The organism is Synechococcus sp. R6-5 (genome assembly GCF_047461775.1).
Taxonomy (GTDB): Bacteria; Cyanobacteriota; Cyanobacteriia; order Thermostichales; family Thermostichaceae; genus Thermostichus.
On sequence record NZ_JANSHV010000005.1, the window covers coordinates 1 to 21,047 of the forward strand.

Annotated in this window: 21 protein-coding genes; 12 read left to right on the top strand and 9 right to left on the bottom strand. The window is 56.6% G+C overall.

The features are described 5' to 3' along the window. The 5 genes from NW818_RS00240 to mnmH all read left to right on the top strand — a co-directional run. Window positions 1–651, top strand: a 651-nt coding sequence (locus NW818_RS00240; protein WP_414423516.1) for an ABC transporter permease subunit, incomplete at its 5' end; no start/stop codon positions are given. Window positions 652–654: 3 nt separating this feature from the next. Beyond that, entirely contained in the window at window positions 655–1,863 is a 1,209-nt protein-coding gene (gene urtC / locus NW818_RS00245; protein WP_414342394.1) for an urea ABC transporter permease subunit UrtC, read from the top strand. Between the two features lie 170 nt (window positions 1,864–2,033). Next, the gene (gene urtD, locus NW818_RS00250; protein ID WP_414399968.1) at window positions 2,034–2,801 is read left to right on the top strand and encodes an urea ABC transporter ATP-binding protein UrtD; all 768 of its coding nucleotides are present in this window, start codon (window positions 2,034–2,036) and stop codon (window positions 2,799–2,801) included. A gap of 34 nt (window positions 2,802–2,835) precedes the next feature. After that, window positions 2,836–3,600 (top strand): urea ABC transporter ATP-binding subunit UrtE, encoded by a 765-nt coding sequence (gene urtE / locus NW818_RS00255; protein ID WP_414331328.1) that lies wholly within the window; start codon window positions 2,836–2,838, stop codon window positions 3,598–3,600. A gap of 219 nt (window positions 3,601–3,819) precedes the next feature. Then, a complete protein-coding gene (mnmH, locus tag NW818_RS00260) occupies window positions 3,820–4,884 on the top strand; it encodes a tRNA 2-selenouridine(34) synthase MnmH (protein ID WP_414423517.1) in 1,065 nt (354 codons plus the stop codon). On the opposite strand, the gene NW818_RS00265 is transcribed toward mnmH, so the two are convergent. From NW818_RS00265 to NW818_RS00275, 3 genes are all read right to left on the bottom strand, one after another. Beyond that, entirely contained in the window at window positions 4,877–5,680 is an 804-nt protein-coding gene (locus tag NW818_RS00265; RefSeq protein ID WP_414342392.1) for a M55 family metallopeptidase, read from the bottom strand. The genes mnmH and NW818_RS00265 overlap by 8 nt on opposite strands. Before the next feature lie 192 nt (window positions 5,681–5,872). Continuing rightward, window positions 5,873–6,907, bottom strand: a complete 1,035-nt coding sequence (locus tag NW818_RS00270) for an adenosine deaminase (protein WP_414423518.1) — start codon at window positions 6,905–6,907, stop codon at window positions 5,873–5,875. Window positions 6,908–7,034: 127 nt separating this feature from the next. After that, window positions 7,035–7,913 carry an isoaspartyl peptidase/L-asparaginase gene (locus tag NW818_RS00275; protein WP_011433592.1) on the bottom strand — a complete coding sequence of 293 codons (879 nt, stop codon included), beginning with the start codon at window positions 7,911–7,913 and terminating at the stop codon, window positions 7,035–7,037. A gap of 235 nt (window positions 7,914–8,148) precedes the next feature. On the opposite strand from NW818_RS00275, the gene NW818_RS00280 reads away from it, so the two are divergent. Next, window positions 8,149–9,753, top strand: a complete 1,605-nt coding sequence (locus tag NW818_RS00280) for an NAD(P)H-quinone oxidoreductase subunit 4 (RefSeq protein ID WP_414423519.1) — start codon at window positions 8,149–8,151, stop codon at window positions 9,751–9,753. 51 nt (window positions 9,754–9,804) lie between these two features. On the opposite strand, the gene NW818_RS00285 is transcribed toward NW818_RS00280, so the two are convergent. Continuing rightward, window positions 9,805–10,401, bottom strand: a complete 597-nt coding sequence (locus NW818_RS00285) for a Uma2 family endonuclease (protein ID WP_414423520.1) — start codon at window positions 10,399–10,401, stop codon at window positions 9,805–9,807. A 65-nt stretch (window positions 10,402–10,466) separates the two neighbouring features. Then, entirely contained in the window at window positions 10,467–11,213 is a 747-nt protein-coding gene (locus tag NW818_RS00290; RefSeq protein ID WP_414423521.1) for a rhomboid family intramembrane serine protease, read from the bottom strand. Window positions 11,214–11,406: 193 nt separating this feature from the next. Here NW818_RS00290 and NW818_RS00295 point away from each other — a divergent pair, with 193 nt between their 5' ends. Both NW818_RS00295 and NW818_RS00300 read left to right on the top strand, forming a co-directional pair. Beyond that, the gene (locus NW818_RS00295; RefSeq protein ID WP_414423522.1) at window positions 11,407–12,081 is read left to right on the top strand and encodes a response regulator transcription factor; all 675 of its coding nucleotides are present in this window, start codon (window positions 11,407–11,409) and stop codon (window positions 12,079–12,081) included. An 88-nt stretch (window positions 12,082–12,169) separates the two neighbouring features. Then, entirely contained in the window at window positions 12,170–13,114 is a 945-nt protein-coding gene (locus NW818_RS00300) for a hypothetical protein (protein WP_414351995.1), read from the top strand. Window positions 13,115–13,286: 172 nt separating this feature from the next. On the opposite strand, the gene psb35 is transcribed toward NW818_RS00300, so the two are convergent. Continuing rightward, a complete protein-coding gene (gene psb35 / locus NW818_RS00305; protein WP_414423523.1) occupies window positions 13,287–13,541 on the bottom strand; it encodes a photosystem II assembly protein Psb35 in 255 nt (84 codons plus the stop codon). A gap of 214 nt (window positions 13,542–13,755) precedes the next feature. Beyond that, on the bottom strand, window positions 13,756–13,974 hold the full coding sequence (locus NW818_RS00310) for a hypothetical protein (protein ID WP_011433585.1): 219 nt from the start codon (window positions 13,972–13,974) through the stop codon (window positions 13,756–13,758). Between the two features lie 184 nt (window positions 13,975–14,158). Between NW818_RS00310 and NW818_RS00315 the strand changes: the two genes are divergently transcribed. From NW818_RS00315 to radC, 4 genes are read left to right on the top strand one after another with little or no spacing between them, the layout of a single operon-like run. Further along, a complete protein-coding gene (locus NW818_RS00315) occupies window positions 14,159–15,436 on the top strand; it encodes a cysteine desulfurase (RefSeq protein WP_414423524.1) in 1,278 nt (425 codons plus the stop codon). 38 nt (window positions 15,437–15,474) lie between these two features. Beyond that, on the top strand, window positions 15,475–16,539 hold the full coding sequence (locus NW818_RS00320) for a CIA30 family protein (protein WP_414423525.1): 1,065 nt from the start codon (window positions 15,475–15,477) through the stop codon (window positions 16,537–16,539). After that, window positions 16,532–18,259 carry an ArnT family glycosyltransferase gene (locus NW818_RS00325; RefSeq protein ID WP_414423526.1) on the top strand — a complete coding sequence of 576 codons (1,728 nt, stop codon included), beginning with the start codon at window positions 16,532–16,534 and terminating at the stop codon, window positions 18,257–18,259. Before NW818_RS00320 ends, NW818_RS00325 begins: the two co-directional genes overlap by 8 nt. 7 nt (window positions 18,260–18,266) lie before the next feature. After that, window positions 18,267–18,998 (top strand): RadC family protein, encoded by a 732-nt coding sequence (radC, locus tag NW818_RS00330; protein ID WP_414423527.1) that lies wholly within the window; start codon window positions 18,267–18,269, stop codon window positions 18,996–18,998. Between the two features lie 102 nt (window positions 18,999–19,100). Here the strand turns inward: radC and fmt are convergent, their stop codons facing one another. Both fmt and NW818_RS00340 read right to left on the bottom strand, forming a co-directional pair. Continuing rightward, entirely contained in the window at window positions 19,101–20,069 is a 969-nt protein-coding gene (fmt, locus tag NW818_RS00335) for a methionyl-tRNA formyltransferase (RefSeq protein WP_414423528.1), read from the bottom strand. Between the two features lie 80 nt (window positions 20,070–20,149). Then, complete coding sequence (locus tag NW818_RS00340) at window positions 20,150–20,878, bottom strand: hypothetical protein (RefSeq protein WP_414423529.1); 729 nt, start codon at window positions 20,876–20,878, stop codon at window positions 20,150–20,152. Window positions 20,879–21,047 lie beyond the last annotated feature (169 nt).

Consider the following 21,047-nt stretch of genomic DNA (forward strand, 5'->3'; position numbering starts at 1 on the left):
GGGGGGCGGGTGCTGGCGCAAACCTATGCTTTAGCAGTCACTCAACCCTGGTTTGGAGCCCAGAACAAAGATGTGACCGCTCCCCGTTTGCTGGGGGGTGGGATCCCGGTGGGCAGCCTGTTTTTGCCCAATACCCGCCTGTTTATCATCGCCCTCACTGTCTTCTGCATCCTAGGGCTGTACTTCTTCTTGCAGCGCACCCGCTGGGGGCTGCGCATCCGGGCGGTTACCCAGAATCGGGCCATGAGTGCCTGTGTAGGGATCCCTACGCAAAAGGTGGATGCCCTTACCTTTGCCATCGGTTCGGGTCTGGCGGGAGTAGCCGGCGTGGCGGTCAGCCTGCTGGGATCCGTGGGGCCGAACACCGGCCAAAACTACATCGTGGATACCTTTATGGTGGTCGTCGTGGGGGGTGTCGGTAAGCTTTTGGGCAGCATTGTGGCAGCGCTTGGGATCGGGATTGCCAACTTTGTCATCGGTTCCGGGACGCTGGCTTTGATTTTTCCCAACGTGCCCATCCTGACCGATACCCTCAACTTTTTTGCCACCACGAGCATGGCCAAGGTGATGGTCTTTGCTTTGATCGTGGCCTTTTTGCAGGTGCGACCTCGGGGCCTTTTCCCCGAAAAAGGTCGTATGGTGGATGCCTAGGGAATGATCTCGCTTGGCGAAAACTCTAGGACCAGACTCTCCATCTTCTACTCCCTCACAAAGCCCATGAAACTGGTTCATTCCCCCCGTGCTGATCATGAAGTGGCTGCTCCCGCCGCGGGTGGGGATCCCAATTCTTCTCGCAAGCTTCTGTGGGAGGCCGGGATCCTCATCGTTTTGGTGCTGGCCTTGATCTTTGTGGCCCCAACTGTGCTGTCTGGCTTTCGGCTCAACTTGTTGGGGCGGTTTCTGGCCCTCAGCATTGTAGCTTTGGGAATCGACCTCATCTGGGGCTATACCGGCATGCTCAGTCTGGGACATGGGGTGTTCTTCGCCTTGGGGGGCTACGCTCTGGGGATGCACCTGAAATTGCAATTGCCGGAAGGTCAGATACCGGAGTTTTTCAGCCTCTACGGGGTAACGGAATTGCCCTGGTTTTGGTATCCCTTTTATTCGTTTCCGTTTACGGCTGTTGCTGTGGTCTTGATCCCGGCTTTGGTGGCGGCAGCACTGGGGTATTTGGTGGTGAGAAATCGCATCCGAGGGGTTTATTTTTCCATTTTAACTCAGGCCACCACGATCATTTTCTTTAACTTCTTCAACGGCCAACAGCGCTTAATCAACGGCACTAACGGCCTGACCAACTTCCAGACTTTGTTTGGCCTAGATGTCAACTCGTCCGAAATGCGCTTTGCTGTCTATGTCACTACAGTTCTGGCGGTGGTTTTGGCTTACCTTCTCTGTCGTTGGCTCACCAGCGGCTTATTCGGTCGGATCCTGGTAGCCATTCGAGATGACGAGCCACGGGTTCGTTTTTCCGGCTACGATCCCACCGGCTTTAAAGTGCTGGTGTTTGCCGTGTCTGCTGCCCTGGCAGGCATTGCCGGAGCTTTGTTTACCTTGCAAACCGGGATCATCTCTCCCAATGCGATGGCCGTTCCCTTTTCCATTGAAATGGTGATCTGGGTGGCGGTGGGCGGTCGGGCCAGTTTGGTGGGGGCAGTGCTGGGGGCTCTGTTGGTCAACTTTGCCAAGAGCTTGCTGAGCGAAAATTTTCCGGAGATTTGGCTGTTTTTCCAGGGGGGATTGTTCCTGTTGGTGGTGCTGGTGCTGCCGGATGGACTGGTGGGTTGGGTGCGCACCCAAGGCAGGCAGCTTTGGGTCACCGTTCAGCTTTGGCGCAGGCGTTTGGCAAATACTTCTCCAGCCTAAATCTGGCTTTCTCTTGAGGATGTCAGTTATGTGCAAGATATAAGTTTAAGGTAAGAGGATCCCATGGGTGAGCCAGCGATGCCAAGTTTCCTCTCCTATTTGATGGGTTTATTTGATGGGTTGAGAATCCGGTTTGACCTTTGGCCTTTCCGTTCTTGGATGTGATCCCTATGCTCACTGCAGCTCCCACCGCTACCCGACAAATTTTACAAACTCAGGATCTCACCGTCAGCTTTGATGGCTTTAAGGCTTTAGATGGGTTGAACTTCTCTCTGGAGGAAGGGGAGCTGCGGGTGGTCATCGGTCCCAATGGGGCGGGTAAGACTACATTTCTCGATGTGCTGACGGGCAAGGTTAAGCCTACTCGAGGCCGGGTGCTGTTTAAAGGAAAAGATCTGACCAAGCTCAAGGAACATGAGATCTCGATTTTGGGTGTTGGGCGCAAGTTTCAGACGCCGCGGGTCTATCAAAACTTGAGCGTGCGAGAAAACCTGGAGCTATCCCTCAACCCTGACAAAAGGGTTTTTTCCACCCTACTTGGCAAAAAGCATCTGCGACAAGAAACGGATGCTCTTTTGGAAACCATTGGCCTCAGCCGTAAGGATCGGGTTCCGGCAGGGCTGCTTTCCCACGGAGAAAAGCAATGGCTGGAGATTGGCATGGTGATCGCTCAAGATCCGGATTTGCTGCTGCTGGATGAATGCGTGGCCGGGATGACGGACAAAGAAACAGAAGCTACAGGAGAGTTAATTCAATCCTTAGCCCAAAGCCACACCATTTTGGTGATCGAACATGACATGGTGTTTGTCCGACAAATTGCCCGCAAGGTTACCGTTTTACACCAAGGCTCGGTGCTGTGCGAAGGTACCTTTGAGGATGTGAAAAACGACCCGCGAGTGATTGAGGTCTATCTCGGATCCCACAAGGGGAAAAACTAAGCAAAAAGGCTATAGCTCTGTATCTAATCGACTCATGCGCAGGCCCATGAATACGGAAAACGCGACCGCAACACAAAACTTATCCCGAGATGGATCCGGGCCTCTCCTGGAGGTCTCCAACTTGAGGGTTTACTATGGTCAGAGTTTAATTGTGAAGGATCTCTCTTTTAAGATCTTTCCCGGCCAAGCGGTTTGCCTTCTGGGCCGCAATGGTATGGGCAAAACCACCACACTTAAAGCCCTGATGGGACTTCTGAAAGACTGCACAGGCAAAATTGCTTTTGAGGGCCGTCCTATCAACCATTACCCTCCCAATTGGCGAGCCCGCGCCGGTATTGGCTATGTACCCCAAGGTCGAGAGATATTTCCCCGCCTAACGGTTGAGGAAAACCTGCTGGTGGGGCTAGAAGCGGCACCGGACAGAGAACGGATCATACCTGAGTTTGTCTATGACCTATTCCCAATTCTGCGTTCTTTTCTTAAACGGCTGGGTGGGGATTTGAGCGGTGGGCAGCAGCAGCAACTGGCCATCGCCAGAGCTTTGGTGGCGGAGCCCAAACTTTTGCTCCTGGATGAGCCCACAGAAGGGATCCAGCCCTCTATCATTATCGAGATCGAAGAAGCCATCAGCCGCATTCAAAAGGAGCGGGGCGTTTCGGTGTTGCTGGTGGAGCAGTATTTTGAGTTTGCCCAAAGCCTAGCCGATTACTTTTATCTTATGGAAAATGGATCCCTTATCATGGAGGGGCCGACTGACCAAATGGACGAAGAAAAAGTCCGAGCTCACCTTTCTATCTGAGGTGGCACCTGGAGAGCCTGAAAACCTCTATAACTTTTTTGAGAGCGGCAAATGGCATCCTGCATGTTCCAGAGACCTTGCCTAAACTTCTGGAAAAGCGAGAAGTCCACCTGCGAGGGGATAGGCTAGGGTTAGCCCTGGGCTTCCTTGAGCAGCAGCGTTGGCTAAGCTAGAAACTGTTCAAGATTGCGCTAGCTTGCCATTTCCATCCACAGGTTTGTGTCTCCTCCGATTCACTTCACTGCAGAGCCCTGGCTGCACACCTACAGCGAAATTATCGATGTGCGCTCTCCGGCAGAGTTCGCAGAGGATCATTGGCCGGGAGCCATCAACTTGCCTGTACTCTACGATACAGAACGGGCGGAGGTGGGCACGCTCTACAAGCAGGTGGATCCCTTTACAGCCCGCAAACGAGGGGCAAGCTTGGTGGCCCAGAACATCAGTCGCCACTTGCAAACCCATTTTGCCGATAAAGATCGCGATTACCGGCCCCTAATCTACTGCTGGCGGGGAGGGCAGCGCTCTGCCAGCTTGGCATTGGTGTTGTCCCAGGTGGGCTGGCAGGTTACGGTTTTGCAAGGTGGCTACAAAACCTACCGGGCCTGGGTGCGCCGACAGCTGCAGATCTTGCCCCAGGAATTTACCTACCGAGTGCTCTGCGGGCCAACAGGGAGCGGCAAAACCCAGTTGCTTCACCATCTGCGCCAACAGGGATCCCAAGTTCTCGATCTGGAAAAGCTGGCCTGTCACCGGGGATCTCTCCTGGGGGCCGAGTGGGGGGTGCCACAGCCCAGTCAGAAGAGCTTTGAAAGTCAACTGGTGCAGGTTTTTCTCCGGTGGGATCCCGCCAAGCCAGTCTGGGTGGAGGCTGAGAGTGCCAAAGTGGGCCAGCTCCATCTGCCGCCTGCCCTTTGGCAAGCCCTTACCCAAGCCGACTGTGTCGAAGTGCAGTTGCCTCTAGAGGAGCGGGTGAAGGGGCTGATCGCCCACTATCCCCACTGGATTGCTCACCCCCAAGCGCTAAAGGGGAAATTGCTGCCTCTGAAGTCCCGTCTTGGCCAGGGCCGCTTGCAGCGTTGGTTTGAGCTGATCGACGCCCAAGAGTGGCCGCAGTTTGTGCAGGAGTTGCTGGAGCAGCACTACGACCCCACCTATCGACACGGGCTGCAGCAAAACTTCAATCGCCTTCGGGCCCGGATTGAGCTGTCTGACCTTTCCGAGACCAGCCTCAGGGAAGCTGCTGCTCGCCTCATCCAGATGCCGCTTGGATCCCTGGCTAGGTGAGCACGATAAACTCCAAAGCCCGCAACACCTCAAACCACTCGGAAACTTCCAGCCGAACCGTGGAATCGGCAATCCACCGGCAGCCGGGATAAAAAGACTTGCGGTAGGCCCGAGCGGGATCCTTGTAGTCCACTTCCAATTGAAAGTGATCCGGCAGTGGGCGAGGACGGTAGGCCGACAGCCGCCTCAGGGATCCCTCTACACCTTGGCGGATGGCCTGTAGAACCTGCTGCGGATGTGGCGTAATGACCGACTGGCCTATCCCTTTGTGGGTGACCACCGTCTCGATGTGGGCGTCATAAGCTTTCGCTGCGGCACACACCTCCGCATCTCCGGCTACAAACACAACTGGGACTCCCTCATAGGCAGCCGTGAGGCTGACCAGGTGAAACTCGGCGATGGCCTGGCCGTTCAGCCGGATTTGGCTAACTTCGGTGGTGTAGGTGTGGGCGAGGGGGTTGGCAGCAGATCCGGCGCGGGCATGATAGCCGATTAGGAGCAGGGCATCGTAACTGCGATCCAACTCTTGCACCATACAGTAGGGGTGGCCGCTCCAGCCGCGGATGAGTTGCACCGGCTCCGGCAACCGTTCGGGGATGAGGTTCCGCCCGGAGTCATGGGCATCTTTGACTGTGATCTGCGTGGCTCCGGCAGCCAGGGATCCCTCACAAGCCGCGATCACTGCTCGGGTCATCTGCTCTCGGAATGCCTCGTAACCCGGCTGGCCGATGGTGGCCTCATCCCAATGGCTGATGCCGGCGATCCCTTCAATATCGGCGCTGATATAAACCTTCATGTTTGGCTCAGTAGACTCAGCATTGGATTCTGTCGGGCTCTATCCACCCTCAGATGCCGCTCAACATCGCTCTGCACAAGGGATCCAAGCGGTCATTTCCCTTGCGAAAGCTGCCCCTGTCTCTGTTACGGATCCCTTCCCTGTTTTCGAGAAGTCGGGATGAAAAACAAGGACTCCATCCCGCTGAGGCGGTCAGAGAGCCACCAAAGAAGCAGATACCCCCTGCTGTAACTCCGACAACAATGAGGCCGGACGCCCCTTGTAGGGCCAGGCAAAAGCGTGACGAAAGGCTGCTTCCTGGCAGTGTTTGAGCTGCTCGAAATCGATAATGTCGTGGGTTAGCAGGTTTTCGTACTCAAACGGCAGGCGTACATTGTGCAAGCCGGCGTTGTCGGTGCAGATGGCAATATCCACCCCCGCGTCAAAGCAGCGGTCAAAGACAATCTTGAGGGGCTCCAAACTGGGCAGAGTTCCCGTTTTTAGATAGGTGGTGGGACAAACTTCCAGGCATTGGCCTCGCCGTGCCAGCTCCGGCAGCAATTCTGGATAGTGGAGGGGGATCTGAATGCCGTGGCCGATCCGCGAGACATAGGGCAGCAACTGTGGGTAGCAGCCATCCAAAGTTTCGTACAGGTGGGCAGTGGTTTTCAGGCCGCGGGCCAGCGCATACTTGAACAGCTCAATCCACTCGTCCATCCGTTCGCCGTAGGGCTTGTCTCCCCCGGCCAGGTCGATGGCACACACATACTCCGACTCAGCGGCAGCTTCCACCATGGCCCGGTTGATGTGGCTGGGCAGGCGTGAATGCAAACAGACGATCTGGGTGGTGACGATGGGATACTCCCGCTGCTGGCTGGCCTGCCCCACCGTCTCGATTACCTGGCGCATCTGCTTGAGGCGCTCCGCCTCATCCAGGCTGGGATCCGTGCGTAGGTAGGGAGTGTAGCGAATCTCCAGGTAGGCCAGATCCTCAAAGACGTAGGCTCCCCGCAGCAGGCGGTAGATAAAATAGGGCAGGGTTTCCAGGGTTTGCACCTGTTCCACCAGCGTGTGCAGCTCCAGGTAATCCTCGAGGGTGTTGCGCGGGCGGGTGTAGAACTCCTCAAACTCGGCATAGGTGGGAAAGCGCTCTGCCAAAGGGGATCCCTGGCGGTGAAAATAGCGCCACAGAATTCGGGGGACAACCGAACCGCCCAAATGACGGTGCAACTCCGCGTGAAGTGCCATAAACGCTCTACAGTGGCCCGCCAGGGGGCAGACTTGGTTTGTTTAAGTACTATTTCTACTCTTATCCTACTCTTATCCAACCGCCTCAGGCTTGTCCAGGTCTAATCCCGCAAGCCCGGCTAGAAGTTTAGATCGTCAAGCCGATCCCCTGCCCATCGTGATAGGCGGCCAGCAGTAGGTCGGTGGTGGTATCCCAAGCAATCTCGCCCGAGCGCGATAGAGCAATGGCCCCAAAGGAGCGGCGACGTTGGCGGGCCTCTTGAAAAGACTTGGCCATGGCAGCCTTCAGGCTGAGGCCATCTTCCACTCGAATCACAATCCGCGCCGCCAAGCTCTCATCCAAAATATCTTCCCCGACACCAGTACAACTGACCCCCGCCGCCGCACTGGCATAGGTTCCCGCTGGAGTGGCCGAATCGCTTACTCGCCCCACCCGTTCAAACCCCCGCCCGCCGGTGGAGGTGCCGGCACAGATTTGCCCCTGTTGATCCAGGGCCACCGCCCCCACCGTGCCCATGGCCAGAGCGGTGAGAACCCTGGTCGGGGGATGGGTTTGACGCAACTGCACCCACTCTTGAACCCGCTTGAGAGTGGCCGGGTCATAGACCGGCAACTGCAGCTCCCGCGCCAGCTCTGCTGCCCCTTGTTCGGCCACCACGCGATCCGGGCTTGATTGCAGAGCCTGGGCCATGAGGATGGGATGCTGAACTCGGCTGACGTTGATCACCCCGCTAAAAGACTGGGTGGCCCCGTTCATGAGAGCGGCGCTCATGCGGATTTGCCCATCCGATTGCAAGACCGACCCCGTCCCGGCATTGTAGAGCGGATCATCCTCCAGCAACTGGCAGGCATGCATCACTGCCGCCTCGGCACTCTGCCCAGCCAACAGCAGCTCGTAGGTGCTCTCCACCACCTGCTGCAGGGATCCCCTCACTTTTTCCAGGCTGCTTTCCCCTTCCAGGGCGCTGCCGGCTCCGCCGTGGATGATCAGTTTGGGCTGAGGCATGATGAGATCGGTTACCTTGTGAGAACAGTGGAAGACTATATTTTGATTTTCGGGTACAACATCCACCCATGCATCTGCTCCATCCCAGGGATCCCAACGCAAAGGGAGAGGGAGCCTTAAGATAATCCTGTAGATTTGCTAAGCATAGATACTCAAGGGCGATTCTGGTAAAGGGCTGTCGGATTGCAGCCGGCAGGGATCCCCCTGATGGTATGGCACAAGCGAGGTTACATCCATGGCGCTGCCCAGCTTGCACGAGTTTCCTTGGCTGACCACGGTCATCGCTTACCCTGTGTTGGCCGCCCTATTTATTCCCCTGATCCCAGCACCGGCTGGGGATCCCAGTACCCGCGCCTACGCACAAAAGTTGGCCGAGCGGATCCGCTGGTTTGCTTTGTTCATCGCAGTCACGGATCTGCTGATTCTGCTGGCCGGCTTCTATGTTGGCTACGATCCCGGCCAGACAGGTTTGCAACTGCTGGAGCGCTACACCTGGGTACCCCAAGTGGGCTTGAGTTGGTCGGTGGGGGCTGATGGCCTCTCCATGCCCCTGATCCTGCTCACGGCGTTTATCACTACCCTAGCCATCTTGGCCGCTTGGCCGGTTACCCTTAAGCCGCGCTTGTTTTACTTTCTCATGTTGGCTATGTACGGCGGCCAGATTGGGGTGTTCGCCGTGCAGGACATGCTGCTGTTTTTCCTGATGTGGGAGCTGGAGCTGATCCCGGTGTATTTGCTCCTCTCCATCTGGGGGGGACCTAACCGCCTGTATGCGGCCACCAAGTTCATCCTCTACACGGCTCTCAGCTCCCTGTTTATCCTGGTGGCAGGTCTGGCCATGGCCTTCTACGGGGATCCCATCAGCTTTGACATGACGGATCTGGCCCACAAGACCTATCCACTCACCTTCCAACTGCTGATGTATGGGGCCTTCCTCATTGCCTATGGGGTGAAGCTGCCCATTTTCCCCTTGCACACTTGGCTGCCCGATGCCCACGGCGAGGCCACTGCGCCGGTGCACATGTTGCTGGCCGGGATCCTGCTCAAGATGGGGGGCTATGCCCTGATGCGCATGAATGCGGGCATGCTGCCGGATGCTCATCTTTACTTTGCGCCAGTGCTGATCGTGTTGGGGGTGGTGAACATCATCTTTGCCGCCCTCACCTCTTTTGCCCAGCGCAACCTGAAACGGAAGATCGCCTACTCTTCCATCAGCCACATGGGCTTCGTGCTCATCGGTATCGGATCCCTGACCGAAATCGGCATGAGCGGCGCCATGCTGCAGATGATCTCTCACGGACTTATCGGGGCCAGCCTGTTCTTTTTGGTGGGGGCCACCTACGACCGCACCCATACGCTGGAGCTGGAGGAAATGGGCGGCGTTGGCCTGAAGATGCCCAAGATCTTCTCCATGTTCACCGCCTGCTCCCTGGCTTCGCTAGCCCTACCCGGCATGAGCGGCTTTGTGGCCGAGATCATGGTGTTTATCGGCATGGCCACCACCGATGCCTACTCTCTCCCCTTCCGGTTGGTGGTGGTTTTCCTGGCAGCAGTTGGGGTGATCCTGACCCCCATCTACCTGCTGTCGATGTTGCGGCAGATTTTCTTTGGCCCAGAGAACAAAGAGCTCACCGAACACGAAGAATTGGTAGATGCTGAGCCACGCGAGGTGTTCATCATCGCCTGCCTGTTGATCCCCATCATCGGCATTGGCCTCTATCCCAAGCTGGTGACCAGCCTCTACGACCAATCCACTAACGCTTTGGTGGCGCTGCTGCGGCAGGAGCTGCCTCAAACTGGTGAGACGGTTGCCCAAGCTCCTGCCCTCTACAACAACTGAATGTTGAATTTGAATTGAGAATTGAGGGATGGAAGGAGATCCACTCTTTTTCTATCCCGCATTGGACTTGTGGCTCTCGCCAGCTTGAACTTGCATCCAGCCGAACAAAGTTGCGATTGTCAGTTGGATCCCTTGGGCAAACGCAGGAGTGGGGATCACCTCTTGAGGATCCTCATGCACCGTCGGCTGCTGCCCGGCAGGGTAGGCGAAAACAACCCTTTCTTCGGGAGCCACGATCCACCCCATTTGGCAGCCGTGATCCAGGCCGATCAAGATTTTTTTGACCAGCTTCATTGGATTTTGATCAGGAGAGAGAATCTCGATCATCCAATCAGGGCAAAAGGGGATGAGATTTTGAATGGTGCCATCTTCATCTACAGGGATCCGATCCCAGGGGATCACAGAAATATCGGGCACAATCGCGTATCCGGCGAAGGTGCAGCGCAGCTCTGGAAATGCCATTCCCAGTTGAGAAGGCTCCAACATCTCGTTAATGAAGCTACCCAGTTTTAGTTGGAGACGGCTATGTTTTCCCTGTGGCGTGGGCTTCTGGATAATTTCTCCTTTGATGAACTCGCTGGCGGGCTGAGTTTCCGGCTGTTGTAGAAAGTCTTCCAGAGTTAGAGGCTTGGCAGATAGACTGACCATGGCTTTCTCCCATCACGCTGCTATCCGATTAACAATAGACTGAGAAAGTATCAAAGCTGATCAAATCAAAACAGATCCCTGTCACGTTGTTGCCAAGTCATTTGGCGGTCATAAGGGCTTTTGCCGGAAAACAACCCCATCAGCGGCCCCAAAATGGCCCCAAACACAAAACCGCCCGCATGGGCCCAGTAAGCAATTCCCCCACCCTGCATACCGATATTGGTAGGCGTCTGTAGGCTGGCAATGCCGTAGAAAGCTTGCTGGATGAACCAAAAGCCTAGGAACACCCAAGCCGGAACGTAGAGGGTTGTGATGAAAATACCCAAGGGCACCAGGGTCAGAATCTCGGCCCGTGGAAAACGCAAAATATAGGCTCCCAATACGCCAGCAATAGCGCCGCTTGCCCCCAGTGAAGGAATGGGGGATCCCATATCGAAAAACCACTGCGTTAATGCAGCCAAAGCTCCACAAGTCAGGTAGAAGATGAGGTAACGCACATGGCCCAAGCGATCCTCAACGTTGTTGCCGAAAACCCACAAAAAGAGCATGTTCCCGCCAATGTGGAGAAAGCCCCCATGCAGAAATTGTGAGGTGAATAGGGTTATCCATTCCGGACGCGACGAAGAGGTGAGCTCCCCTCGAAAACTGGCCGTCAACTCTATCGGTACCACTGCCCACTCTCGGAAAAAAGCTGCCAGCTCTTGTGGCGACAGGGTTAGCTGGTACAGAAAAATTAAGATGTTAACGATCACCAGGGCATAAGTGACATAGGCTGTGCGGGTGGTTGGGTTGCGATCTTGCAGGGGTACCACAGTTCAGATCCGGTTGACGTCACCCTCTAGCCTAACCTGTCCTTTCCCACCCCCCCAGGCTCACCTCTAAGCCCCTACCTGAGGCTACACTAGGGTAACCTGCTGGGAGCTTTGCTGGTGAACCTATTTCAGTTTTCAGTCAAGCCCGCCCGGCAGAGGATAAACTGCAAGGCTGGACTAGAGGAGTGGATTGATGTCCGAGGTTGAAAGCGCCACTGCCCCGCTCAAGTTTTTGATCGTCGAAGATCATCCAGAGGTGGCTCAAAACAACTGTGAGTGGCTGCAACGCATTGCAGCAGATGCTCAATGTATTACGGTCACCAATCCCATGGACGCCATCCTACGCCTGCAGCGGGAACAACCAGACTTGGTTGTAGCCGATCTGCTCTATGGTCAAACCAGCGGAGAGCAGTCTGCCGAGCCTGGCCTAGAGTTCCTGCGCCATATCTTTGAGAACTACCCCACCTTGAATGTGATGGCCTATTCCAGCGAGCCGCTGCTGCTCACTCCATTGGTGGGCCTGATCAGCAAACACCAGGGTGGGTTTGCCGCGGTCAACAAAATGGAACGGCGCACCGTGTTTTTGGAGGGGGCCAAAAGTGCCCTCAATGGAGAATTGCGCATGCCGCGGGAGTTGCGCGGTCTTACGAAGCTGACAGAACGAGAAATTGAGGTCTTGAACTTGCTCTGCAAAGAAGCCCTCACCGATCAGGCCATCGCAGATCGCATTCACACCAGCAAGAAGACCGTACAAAACTGTATCCAGAGGCTCAAAGAAAAGTTGGATATTTTCGGCTCTGAGGATGAGATCAATGCTCGCGTTGCCATGTGTATGACAGCCGTTCAGAAAAAGATTATCCAGTGGTGAAACAGAATAGATTATGAGTTTGTCTCTAAACACTACTTTGGCATAGATTGCCAATGGAGCTTATCCAAGAAGTGAGGGGGGATAAGTGATGTTATTAGAGGCCGAGACAAAGCTGGTACGGGATAAGTCACTGGGATACCTCGTAACAACAGAAGAAACGCCAATCGAGAAATGGAGCCCTTTTACTTTGCTGATGCGTGTTGTGTCGGTATCTTTATCTACATTGCTACTTATTGGACTTCCTATCTTCGCAGTTCTATCGGCAATACTTTCTGCCTTAGGGACATGGATCCCTAGCACTTTGGCCAGTGGCATACCTCCTATTGCTATGGCTTTTTCTGGATTGTTGGGTGGTTTATCGATGCTTCTTTGGTACTATTGGTACTCAAATCAACCCTATAAATCTAGGGTTGTTATTTTGAGCAATGGCTTCATTTATCATGACATCTATCGTGACATCCTAGGAAAGCAGAACAGACTTGCCTATAGGTATAACGAAATTGTCTCAGTGAACGTGGACTTCAGTAAGAAGAGTGTCGGTTTTGTCAAATCAGAATGCTACCCATACTACAGCTACTACATCAATTGCCAAGGAAATCCTGTCGTATCTATATCTTCCCCGTCTTTGCCTTTGATGAGGTATGTAGCCAGCTACATTTGCTCCACGCGCTGGAAAGGCATGAGAGAAGCAATTGAGCGTGGACAAGAGGTTTCATTTGGATGCGTTGCCATAAGTAGGGAGTACGTTAGAGTCAAGGATTTCGGTTCTTCAGAGCGATTGTTATTTAGGATCCAGGCTATCAAAGAGATTAAGCTGTGCATTGATAGTGAGGATGGTTACGTATTCCGCCTGGAGTTTATCTCAGGGTCTAGGTCAACAAAGAGCTCTGATTGTTACTTCCGCTGTGACAAGGTAGATAACTTCCATCTATTTTTCAAGACACTCAAGCTTGTGGGTATCCCTATGAACCTTTCTGAGCTTCCAGCACGTCTCACCTTTGAGAATCATATTAGACAGGCAACAGATGGCTAGACACCAACCGAATGGAGGAGGCACCGATCTTTGGGTACAGCCTTTCCAGGAGATAAGCGAGGTAGTACTGCACGGCAAAGACAAAGAGCACGCATGAGGAAAAAGCAGGCTTCCATAGCTTCCGCCTTTATTTCCTCGAGACGACTGGGCGCCGGACAGCTTTCAACTTGGATCAGTGGATCCCCAGTGCAGAGGCAAACACACTGTGGCCCACAATGGCCTCTACCACAACACTGATGGCAAACCCCAGCATGGCCAGCCGTCCGTTCCATCGCTCGGCCTTCTCCGTCCAGCCAATCTCCCACTCCGGCGGGGTATCGCCGTCTTGACCGTACTGCGGCACGTACCGCGGGCGACCGGCGCCTTCCCAGCCAGCAGGGCGCTTGGAGTTGAAGAAAGCCATCGAGCCAATCACAACAGCGGCCACCAGCCCGGCCACCATGACGGCAATGTAGGGGAGGAAGGGATTGTCAAGTAGGGGAGGAAGGGATTGTCAAGCATCATCGGACTGTCGAGATAGGGATTGAAGGGTGAAAAAGCTCCCAAAAAGGGTAGAGCTGTAACATCTCAAAGCCAAAGAGAAAGTCTGTGAGATGTCCAATGTGGCTCTACCGAAAAGTTCTTCGACAAATTATTGCAGGTTATTGCAGACCTAGCCACTGGGCGAGAGTGCTGGCAAAAACACTGTGGCCCAGCACCGCTTCTGTAGCAATGCTGATCACCAAGCCCAACATGGCCAAGCGTCCATTCCAACGCTCCGCTTGCTCTGTCCAGCCTGGGATCCAGTCGTTGGTGGTGTCGTAGTACTGGGCAACAGAAGCGGAGTCCAGACGAGAAGGGATTCTGGGAGACGATTGCATTGCTAATACCTCGTATTGGTTGCTGTAACCAAACTTAACACAAAGTTACATTTTGTGACAAGCTTCGCTTTCAGGTCAGGGAGGAAGGGATCCCTGGATGCTGGAAGGGATTGGGCGGATGGGTTTGCCGAAGGCTGGCCGGAAGCGATGTCATACTGAGGGAAGCAGGCTTTTTGCGCAGACCATGGCGGTATCCCCCCTTTCTTCTCTCAAGCTTGACCATTCTTTCGATCTGGCTGCCCAGGTGCGGTCAGATTTTCCGATTTTGCAGCGCCAGGTCAACGGCCACCCGCTAATCTACTTTGACAATGCCGCCACTTCTCAAAAGCCACTGGCGGTTATGCAGGCGATGGATCATTACTATCGACACTGCAACGCCAACGTGCATCGTGGGGTCCATACGCTGAGCAACGAAGCCACAGATGCCTATGAGGGGGCGCGGGAAAAGATCGCTCGGTTTGTGAACGCGCCTTCTCCTCAGGAGATCATCTACACCCGCAATGCCAGCGAAGCCATCAATCTGGTGGCCTACAGTTGGGGCTTGAGCCATCTGGAGCGGGGGGATGAGATCGTCCTCTCGGTGATGGAGCACCACAGCAACCTAATCCCGTGGCAATGGGTGGCCCAGAAGACGGGAGCCCACCTCAAGTTCATCCAGATCACGCCAGAGGGAGAGCTGGATCTGGAGCACTACCGGTCTTTGCTCAGCGACCGCACCCGCTTGGTGGCGGTAACCCAGGTCTCCAACATGCTGGGATCCATCAACCCCGTTCAGGAGATTACTGAACTGGCCCATCGTTACGGAGCCAAGGTTTTGCTGGATGCCTGCCAGAGCGTGCCCCACATGCCTGTGGATGTCCAGGCGCTGGATTGCGATTGGTTGGCCTTTTCGGGGCACAAGATGTGTGGCCCGACGGGGATTGGCGTCCTCTACGGCAGGCGGGAGCTGCTGCGAGCGATGCCCCCTTTTTTGGGTGGGGGAGAGATGATCGCCGATGTGTACTGGGATCACGCCACCTATGCGGATATCCCCCACAAATTTGAAGCCGGTACGCCGGCGATTGCCCAGGCGGTGGGGCTGGGGGCAGCCGTAGATTACTTGAGCCAGATCGGTCTGGAGCGGGTTCATGCCCATGAACAAAGGTTGATTACCCACCTGTTGGACGGGATCCAGCACATAGCGGGTATTACGGTTTATGGCCCCAAGGATCCGGCGCGACGGGCAGGGCTGGTTAGCTTTTCGGTGGAGGCTGTCCATCCCCATGACCTGTCTACTTTGCTGGATGAGCAAGGCATTGCCGTTCGAGCGGGGCACCACTGCACTCAACCCCTCCATCGCTATTTGGGAGTACAATCCACTGCCCGAGCCAGTGTTTACCTGTACAACACGTTGGCGGAGGTGGATCGCTTTTTAGATGTGTTGGCAGAAGCGGTGGAGTTCTTCAGCGTTGCCCTAAGCTAGGGATCCGGGATAGACCTCTGAAGAGATGAGGTAGACTCATGCCTTGGGATCTGGGGCGGTTCTGGAACACACTCACCTACTATGAGGCCCTGCCTTTGGCGGAGGTGTGGCGTTGGGTTCAGAATGGGTTCCAGGCCGTGGAGGATGATTGTGTACCACCTTCTCTTGCCGAGTCGGCTCCTATCCAGGTGGGGGTAGTGGGGGAAGGTTTGCCTGACAGGTTGGCGGAGGCGCTGCGGCAGCAGGGCGTGGAGGTGAGCCAGACACCAGATTGGGCGACGGCAACGGTGATCCTGGGTTTGGAGGATCCACCAACGGCCAAGGCTTATCTGGAGCAATTGCGCAGCAGTGGGCAAACGGAGCGGATGCTGTTCGACTTTCGCCGGCCCAACCCGGATTTGCATCGGTTTTGGGGCATTTTGGACGATGTGGTGATGGGCGGGGCGAGCCAAAGCCAACTGCTCTGGGGAAAGGAGGAGCTGCTGTTCGCAGGCCAGGTTTCCACGGCCAACTTTGGGGGGTTTGTTTCCACGCGCACCCGCAATTGGCAGCCGCCGCTGGACTTGTCGGGGTTTGCCGGTCTGGAGCTGCGCCTGCGAGGGGATGGGCAGCGGTATAAGGTCTTACTGCGGGATCAAGGCGGCTGGGACAGCCCCGCCTACGGCTATGCGTTCGACACTGCGCCGGGAGAAGAGCAGACCGTTCAGATCCCCTTTGCGGAGATGGTTGCCACGTTCCGCGCCCGCCTTGTGCCTTCGGCTCCTGCGCTCAATACTCGCCAGATCTGCTCTCTGCAGGTGATGTTGAGCAAGTTTGAGGCGGATGGTCGCTTGAACCCCCGTTTCCGACCGGGGCCTTTTCAACTGGGCTTGCGCTGGATTGGGCTGTATCGTCGGGAGCCTCTGCCGCAATTGATCGGGGTGGCGCGGGGATCCCTTGCCCCGGAGTGGATAGCTGCCCTGCAGGGTAGCTCCAGCCGTTGGTGTGGGGTGGAGATTCCGGTAGAGACAGAGGGATCCGCTCTGGCAGCCCAGTTGCTCCGCCTCCTGCGCTCGCCTCAGAGCGTGGGCCGGGTGGTGTCTTCAGAAGCTTTCCATGCCTAGCTTTCTGGGCCGCCTCAAGGGATCCCTGGGGATGGGGCTTTTGGCCGGCCTGTGGCTGTGGGTAGGTCAGGGGATCCCCTACCTGTTCGACTGGGATGAGCTGATCTACGCCAGCTTGGCGCGGCAGATGCTGGCCAGCGGGGATCCGCTCTCGTTGGCCATCAACGGGGAGCCTTTTTTCGAGAAGCCCCCTCTCTTTTTTTGGCTGCAGGCCCTGTCCATGGCTGTTTTAGGGATGAACGAAGGGGCAGCGCGCTTGCCCAATGCTTTTGCTGGCGGGATCACGGTGGCGCTGCTGGTGGGGTGGGGATCCTGTCTGGGCGGGATGGGGTTCGGCTGCCTATGGGGGATCTTGCTGCTGACAGGCTACCTGCCCTTGTTTTTTTACAAAACTGGTCTCATCGACCCGCTACTCAACCTGGGCATGGGTGTGGGGCTGGGATCCCTTTGGGCCGCCGAGGAGGCCTGGCGGGCCGGGTACTCTGGACGCAGGTGGAGAGCGGTGGGGGCGCTGGCCCTGGGCTTGGCAGTGTTGGCCAAAGGGCCGGTGGGGCTGGTGTTGCCCCTGGCTATCTGGATCCTCTACAAGCTCTGGCAACGGGATCCTCCCCTTCGATGGGGGGAGAGCCTGGTTTTCCTCAGCCTAGCTGTGGCTGTTCCCCTCACTTGGCTGGCGTTGGAGGGGGTGCAACGGGGGCCAGAATGGGTGGAAGAGTTTGGGCGCTACCAATGGCGCATCCTCACCAGCTCAGATGGGCATCCCGGCCCGGTTTATTTTCATCTGTTGGCCTTTGCCCTGGGGTGCTTTCCCTGGGGTTCTTTGGCTTTGGCCGAGATCCTGCAGCCCATCCCCAGGAGCGTGGGCTCGGTGGATTTGACTCGGCGGGCAGAATCTCTGCTGTTGGTGGCTTTTGGGGTGGTGCTGGCCCTGTTTTCGCTGCTGGTGCAAACCAAGCTGGTTCACTACACCTCGCTGCTGTACCCCATTGGGGCCTACTTTGCTGCCCTGCGCTTGCAGCGCCTGGTTGCTGAGAAAAGAGGGCCCAGTTTTTGGGAAAGTGCCTGGATCCTGCTCAGTGGCTTGTTTTGGCTGGCCCTGTGGCTATTGCTGCCCTGGCTGGGATCCCAGGACCCCGCTGGGCTAGTCCAAGCATGGGTCTTTGCCGGCATCCCTGACGACTTTTCCAGCAGCTTGGTGCTGGGATACCTGCAGGCTGAGGTGGAGTGGCCGGTGTTGACCTACGTCCCCGCCGCGATCCTGCTGCTGGGAATTCTCCTTTGGAGTCGAGGACGGCGGCGGGCTTGGGGCTGGACAGTTTTGCTCTTGGCCACGGGACTGAGCGCCCAACTGGCCTGGTGCTGGGTCTTCCCCCGCCTGCTGCAACACACCCAGGGAGGAGCCGTCCACTTTTTCCGGCAGTTTGCCACTTCCGAAAACAACGCCCAGCCGGCTCTCTCTGGAACGGTGGGCCTGTACGGCTTTCGCTCTTTTGTACCCTATTTTTATGGCCCGCTGCAGGTTCCCTACGCCGCCAGCCCAGAAGAGCTGGCCGACTGGCAAGCCCAGGGGCAGGCGCCCGACTACCTGGTTACCTGGGATCCCTTTGTAGCTGAACTTACAGCTCCCGAGGGCGAACAGGCAGCCATTCTGGGATCTTGGCGGGTCGTCGAGCGCCGCAGTCCCTTTTGGCTGTTGAAAAAAACCTCTTCTCCTCCCTAGGCCCCAGATGAGCCAGTACGTGCTGCGCATCAGCGACATTCCTGCCCAAGATCGCCCCCGCGAGCGGCTGCTCAGCCAAGGAGCAAGGAACCTCTCCCACGCCGAGCTGCTGGCCATCTTGCTCAACACCGGACAGGGGCCGGGCAAACTCTCAGCAGTCGGCCTCGCCCAGTTGCTCCTGAAAAAATTGGAAGCCCAAGGGGATCCCTTGGCCCAACTGCGCCAGGTGGAGGCAGGGGAGCTGCTGCAAATTGAAGGCATTGGCCCGGCCAAGGCAGCCACAGTGTTAGCCGCCATCGAGCTGGGGCGACGGGTGTTTTTGGGTCGCCCGCCAGACCGGACAGCCATTGAGTCGCCAGAACAAGCGGCTATGGCTCTGAGTGGTGACTTGATGTGGGAATCTCAAGAGCACTTTGCCGTCTTGCACTTGGATGTCAAGCACCGTCTGCTCAGCCAGCAGATTGTAACCCGGGGCACCGCCACCGAAACCCTGTCTCATCCGCGGGAGACTTTCCGCAGCGCCATCAAACAGGGGGCCAGCCGCATCCTGGTGGCCCACAACCACCCTTCCGGCAGCTTGGATCCCAGCCCAGAAGATCTTGCCCTTACCCGGCAACTCTTGCAAGCGGGGCAACTGCTACAGATCCCGGTTTTGGACCACCTCATCTTGGGCGGCGGACAGTTCCTCAGCTTGCGCCAACGCACCAACCTTTGGCAGGAGTTTCCCCAGCCGGAGTAGTCTTCACCCCCAGCCTTTCTCCCAGAGAGAGAGTAGAATCAAGGCAACGGACAGGTTCGCCGTCTTTGGGTTGGCCGCGCCCAAGGGATCCCTGTATGGCTCTCAAGCATCCGGGAGTGGCTCAAAACGCATCCCCACCTTGAGCTGGCCGCCATTGACCAAGTCCCAAGCCGATTGTTCTTTTCTGCCAGGCAGCTGCGCCCGCCGGATCAATAGGGATCCCTCTCCGGTGGCTACATAGACTCCTTCTCCCCTGGCCAATCCCACCACCTCGCCAGGGCTGCCTTGGGGGAGATCGCCAGGGGGTGGGTGCAACTGAGGAGAGGCAGAGCGGACAATTTTGATCCGCTGCCCCCTCAAACTGGTGAAACAGTCGGGAGAAAAGGCGCGGATTTGGTTGTGCAAGGCCTGGGCAGGGCGCTGCCAGTCGAGGTGAAAGTCTTGTTTTTTGAGCAAAGGGGCGTAGGTTGCCCGGGATCCATCCTGAGGAATAGGGGTGAGTTCCCCTTTCTCCAATTTCAAGAGCGTTTCCACCAAGAGTTCTGCCCCCAGTTGAGCCAGTTGGAGTGCCAATTCCAGGCTGGTTTGCTCTGGCCCAATGGGTAGCTTGGCCTGGAGCAGGATGGCCCCCGTATCCATTCCCTCATCCATGAGCATGGTGGTCACGCCGGTCTCGGTTTCGCCGTTGGCAATAGCCCACTGGATGGGGGCAGCGCCACGATAGGCGGGCAGGAGGGATCCATGCACATTCACACAGCCCAGCTTGGGCATCTGCAACACCGTCAGGGGCAAGATCTGGCCGTAGGCCACCACCACAAACACATCGGCAGCCAGCGCCTCCAGAGCCGCCAGCACTTGGGGATCCCGCCGCAGGCGGACAGGCTGCCACACCGGGATCCCGTGGGCCTGGGCGAGAACCTTGGTAGGGGGGGGAAGCACCTTTTGTCCCCGTCCCTGGGGCCGATCCGGCTGGCAGACCAATCCCACCACTTCAAAGGGGGACTGCGGCTGCAACAGGATCTGCAGCGAAGGCAGGGCAAACTCTGGCGTGCCGAAAAAAACAACCCGCATGGCCAACCCCAACGAGCACTGTCCTTCAGAATACGCTCAGCCAGCGGCTGCAAACGCTCGGCTACTTACTATCTCCTCCGTCAACTGACACCCGGAGATTCAGTCTGGGAGGCAGGAGAAGGGGGTGGCGGCTTATCCAGCGGAGAGATTTCTCTCTCTGAGATGGGGGATCGCCCGGTCAAGGGCACCTGCGGGGACTGCCAAAAGGCAGGCTGTTTGAGATCGAACTCTTGGCTCCAGGCCGGGAAAAAAGAGCCCAGTTTCTGCCCAGAAAGCCGCAGCCGTTGCAAAAAAGTCCATTCCAGACGGGTTAAGGCTCGCCGCAGAAAATCCTTAGCCCAAGCCGGATCCGGAGCTTCTGCCGCCTGCAAGTTCACCTGCAAGAGGCCCAGCTTGGGATGGAAATGAACCCGTGCTTGGATCCCTTCCGGACGCAACAGGTAATTGAACACCTGCTGGATGGCCACCTCATCCCCCCGCTGAGCGCGATACAGAGGGCTGTTGGGGTTGGGCTGGGGCTGGTAGCGCCACTCGCAGTGCCATTCCGGGATCCCTTCATTGGCCAGAAAGCCAAACAGCTCCACCTGACGCTGCCTGTGGGTCAGCGCCATTTGCTCCAAGGCCGGCGAGAGGCTCCCCAGCAAAGCATCCGGCTCAGGCAAGGGATCCCCCTCTAGGCGCAGCAACAGGCGGTGGCCGGAAAGCCGCGCTTGTACCTGGAGATAACCCAACCCCAGGGATTCCAGAGCTTTTTGCAGATCGGCCAAAATGGCGGGCAGAGGAGCCTGGACATCCAAAGAATCGCTCACCGACAAAAGATCCTCAACAAGCCGTAACTCAACCTAGCCAATTTCCAAGGTTGCTTGGATCCCTGGGATCGTCGGCCAAGATGGGCAGATCCATTCTGCTTTGGATAATTGCTAGATCCCCAGGATCAGGCGAGCTGCAGCGAAGTAAACTACCCGACCCTGACTGCTT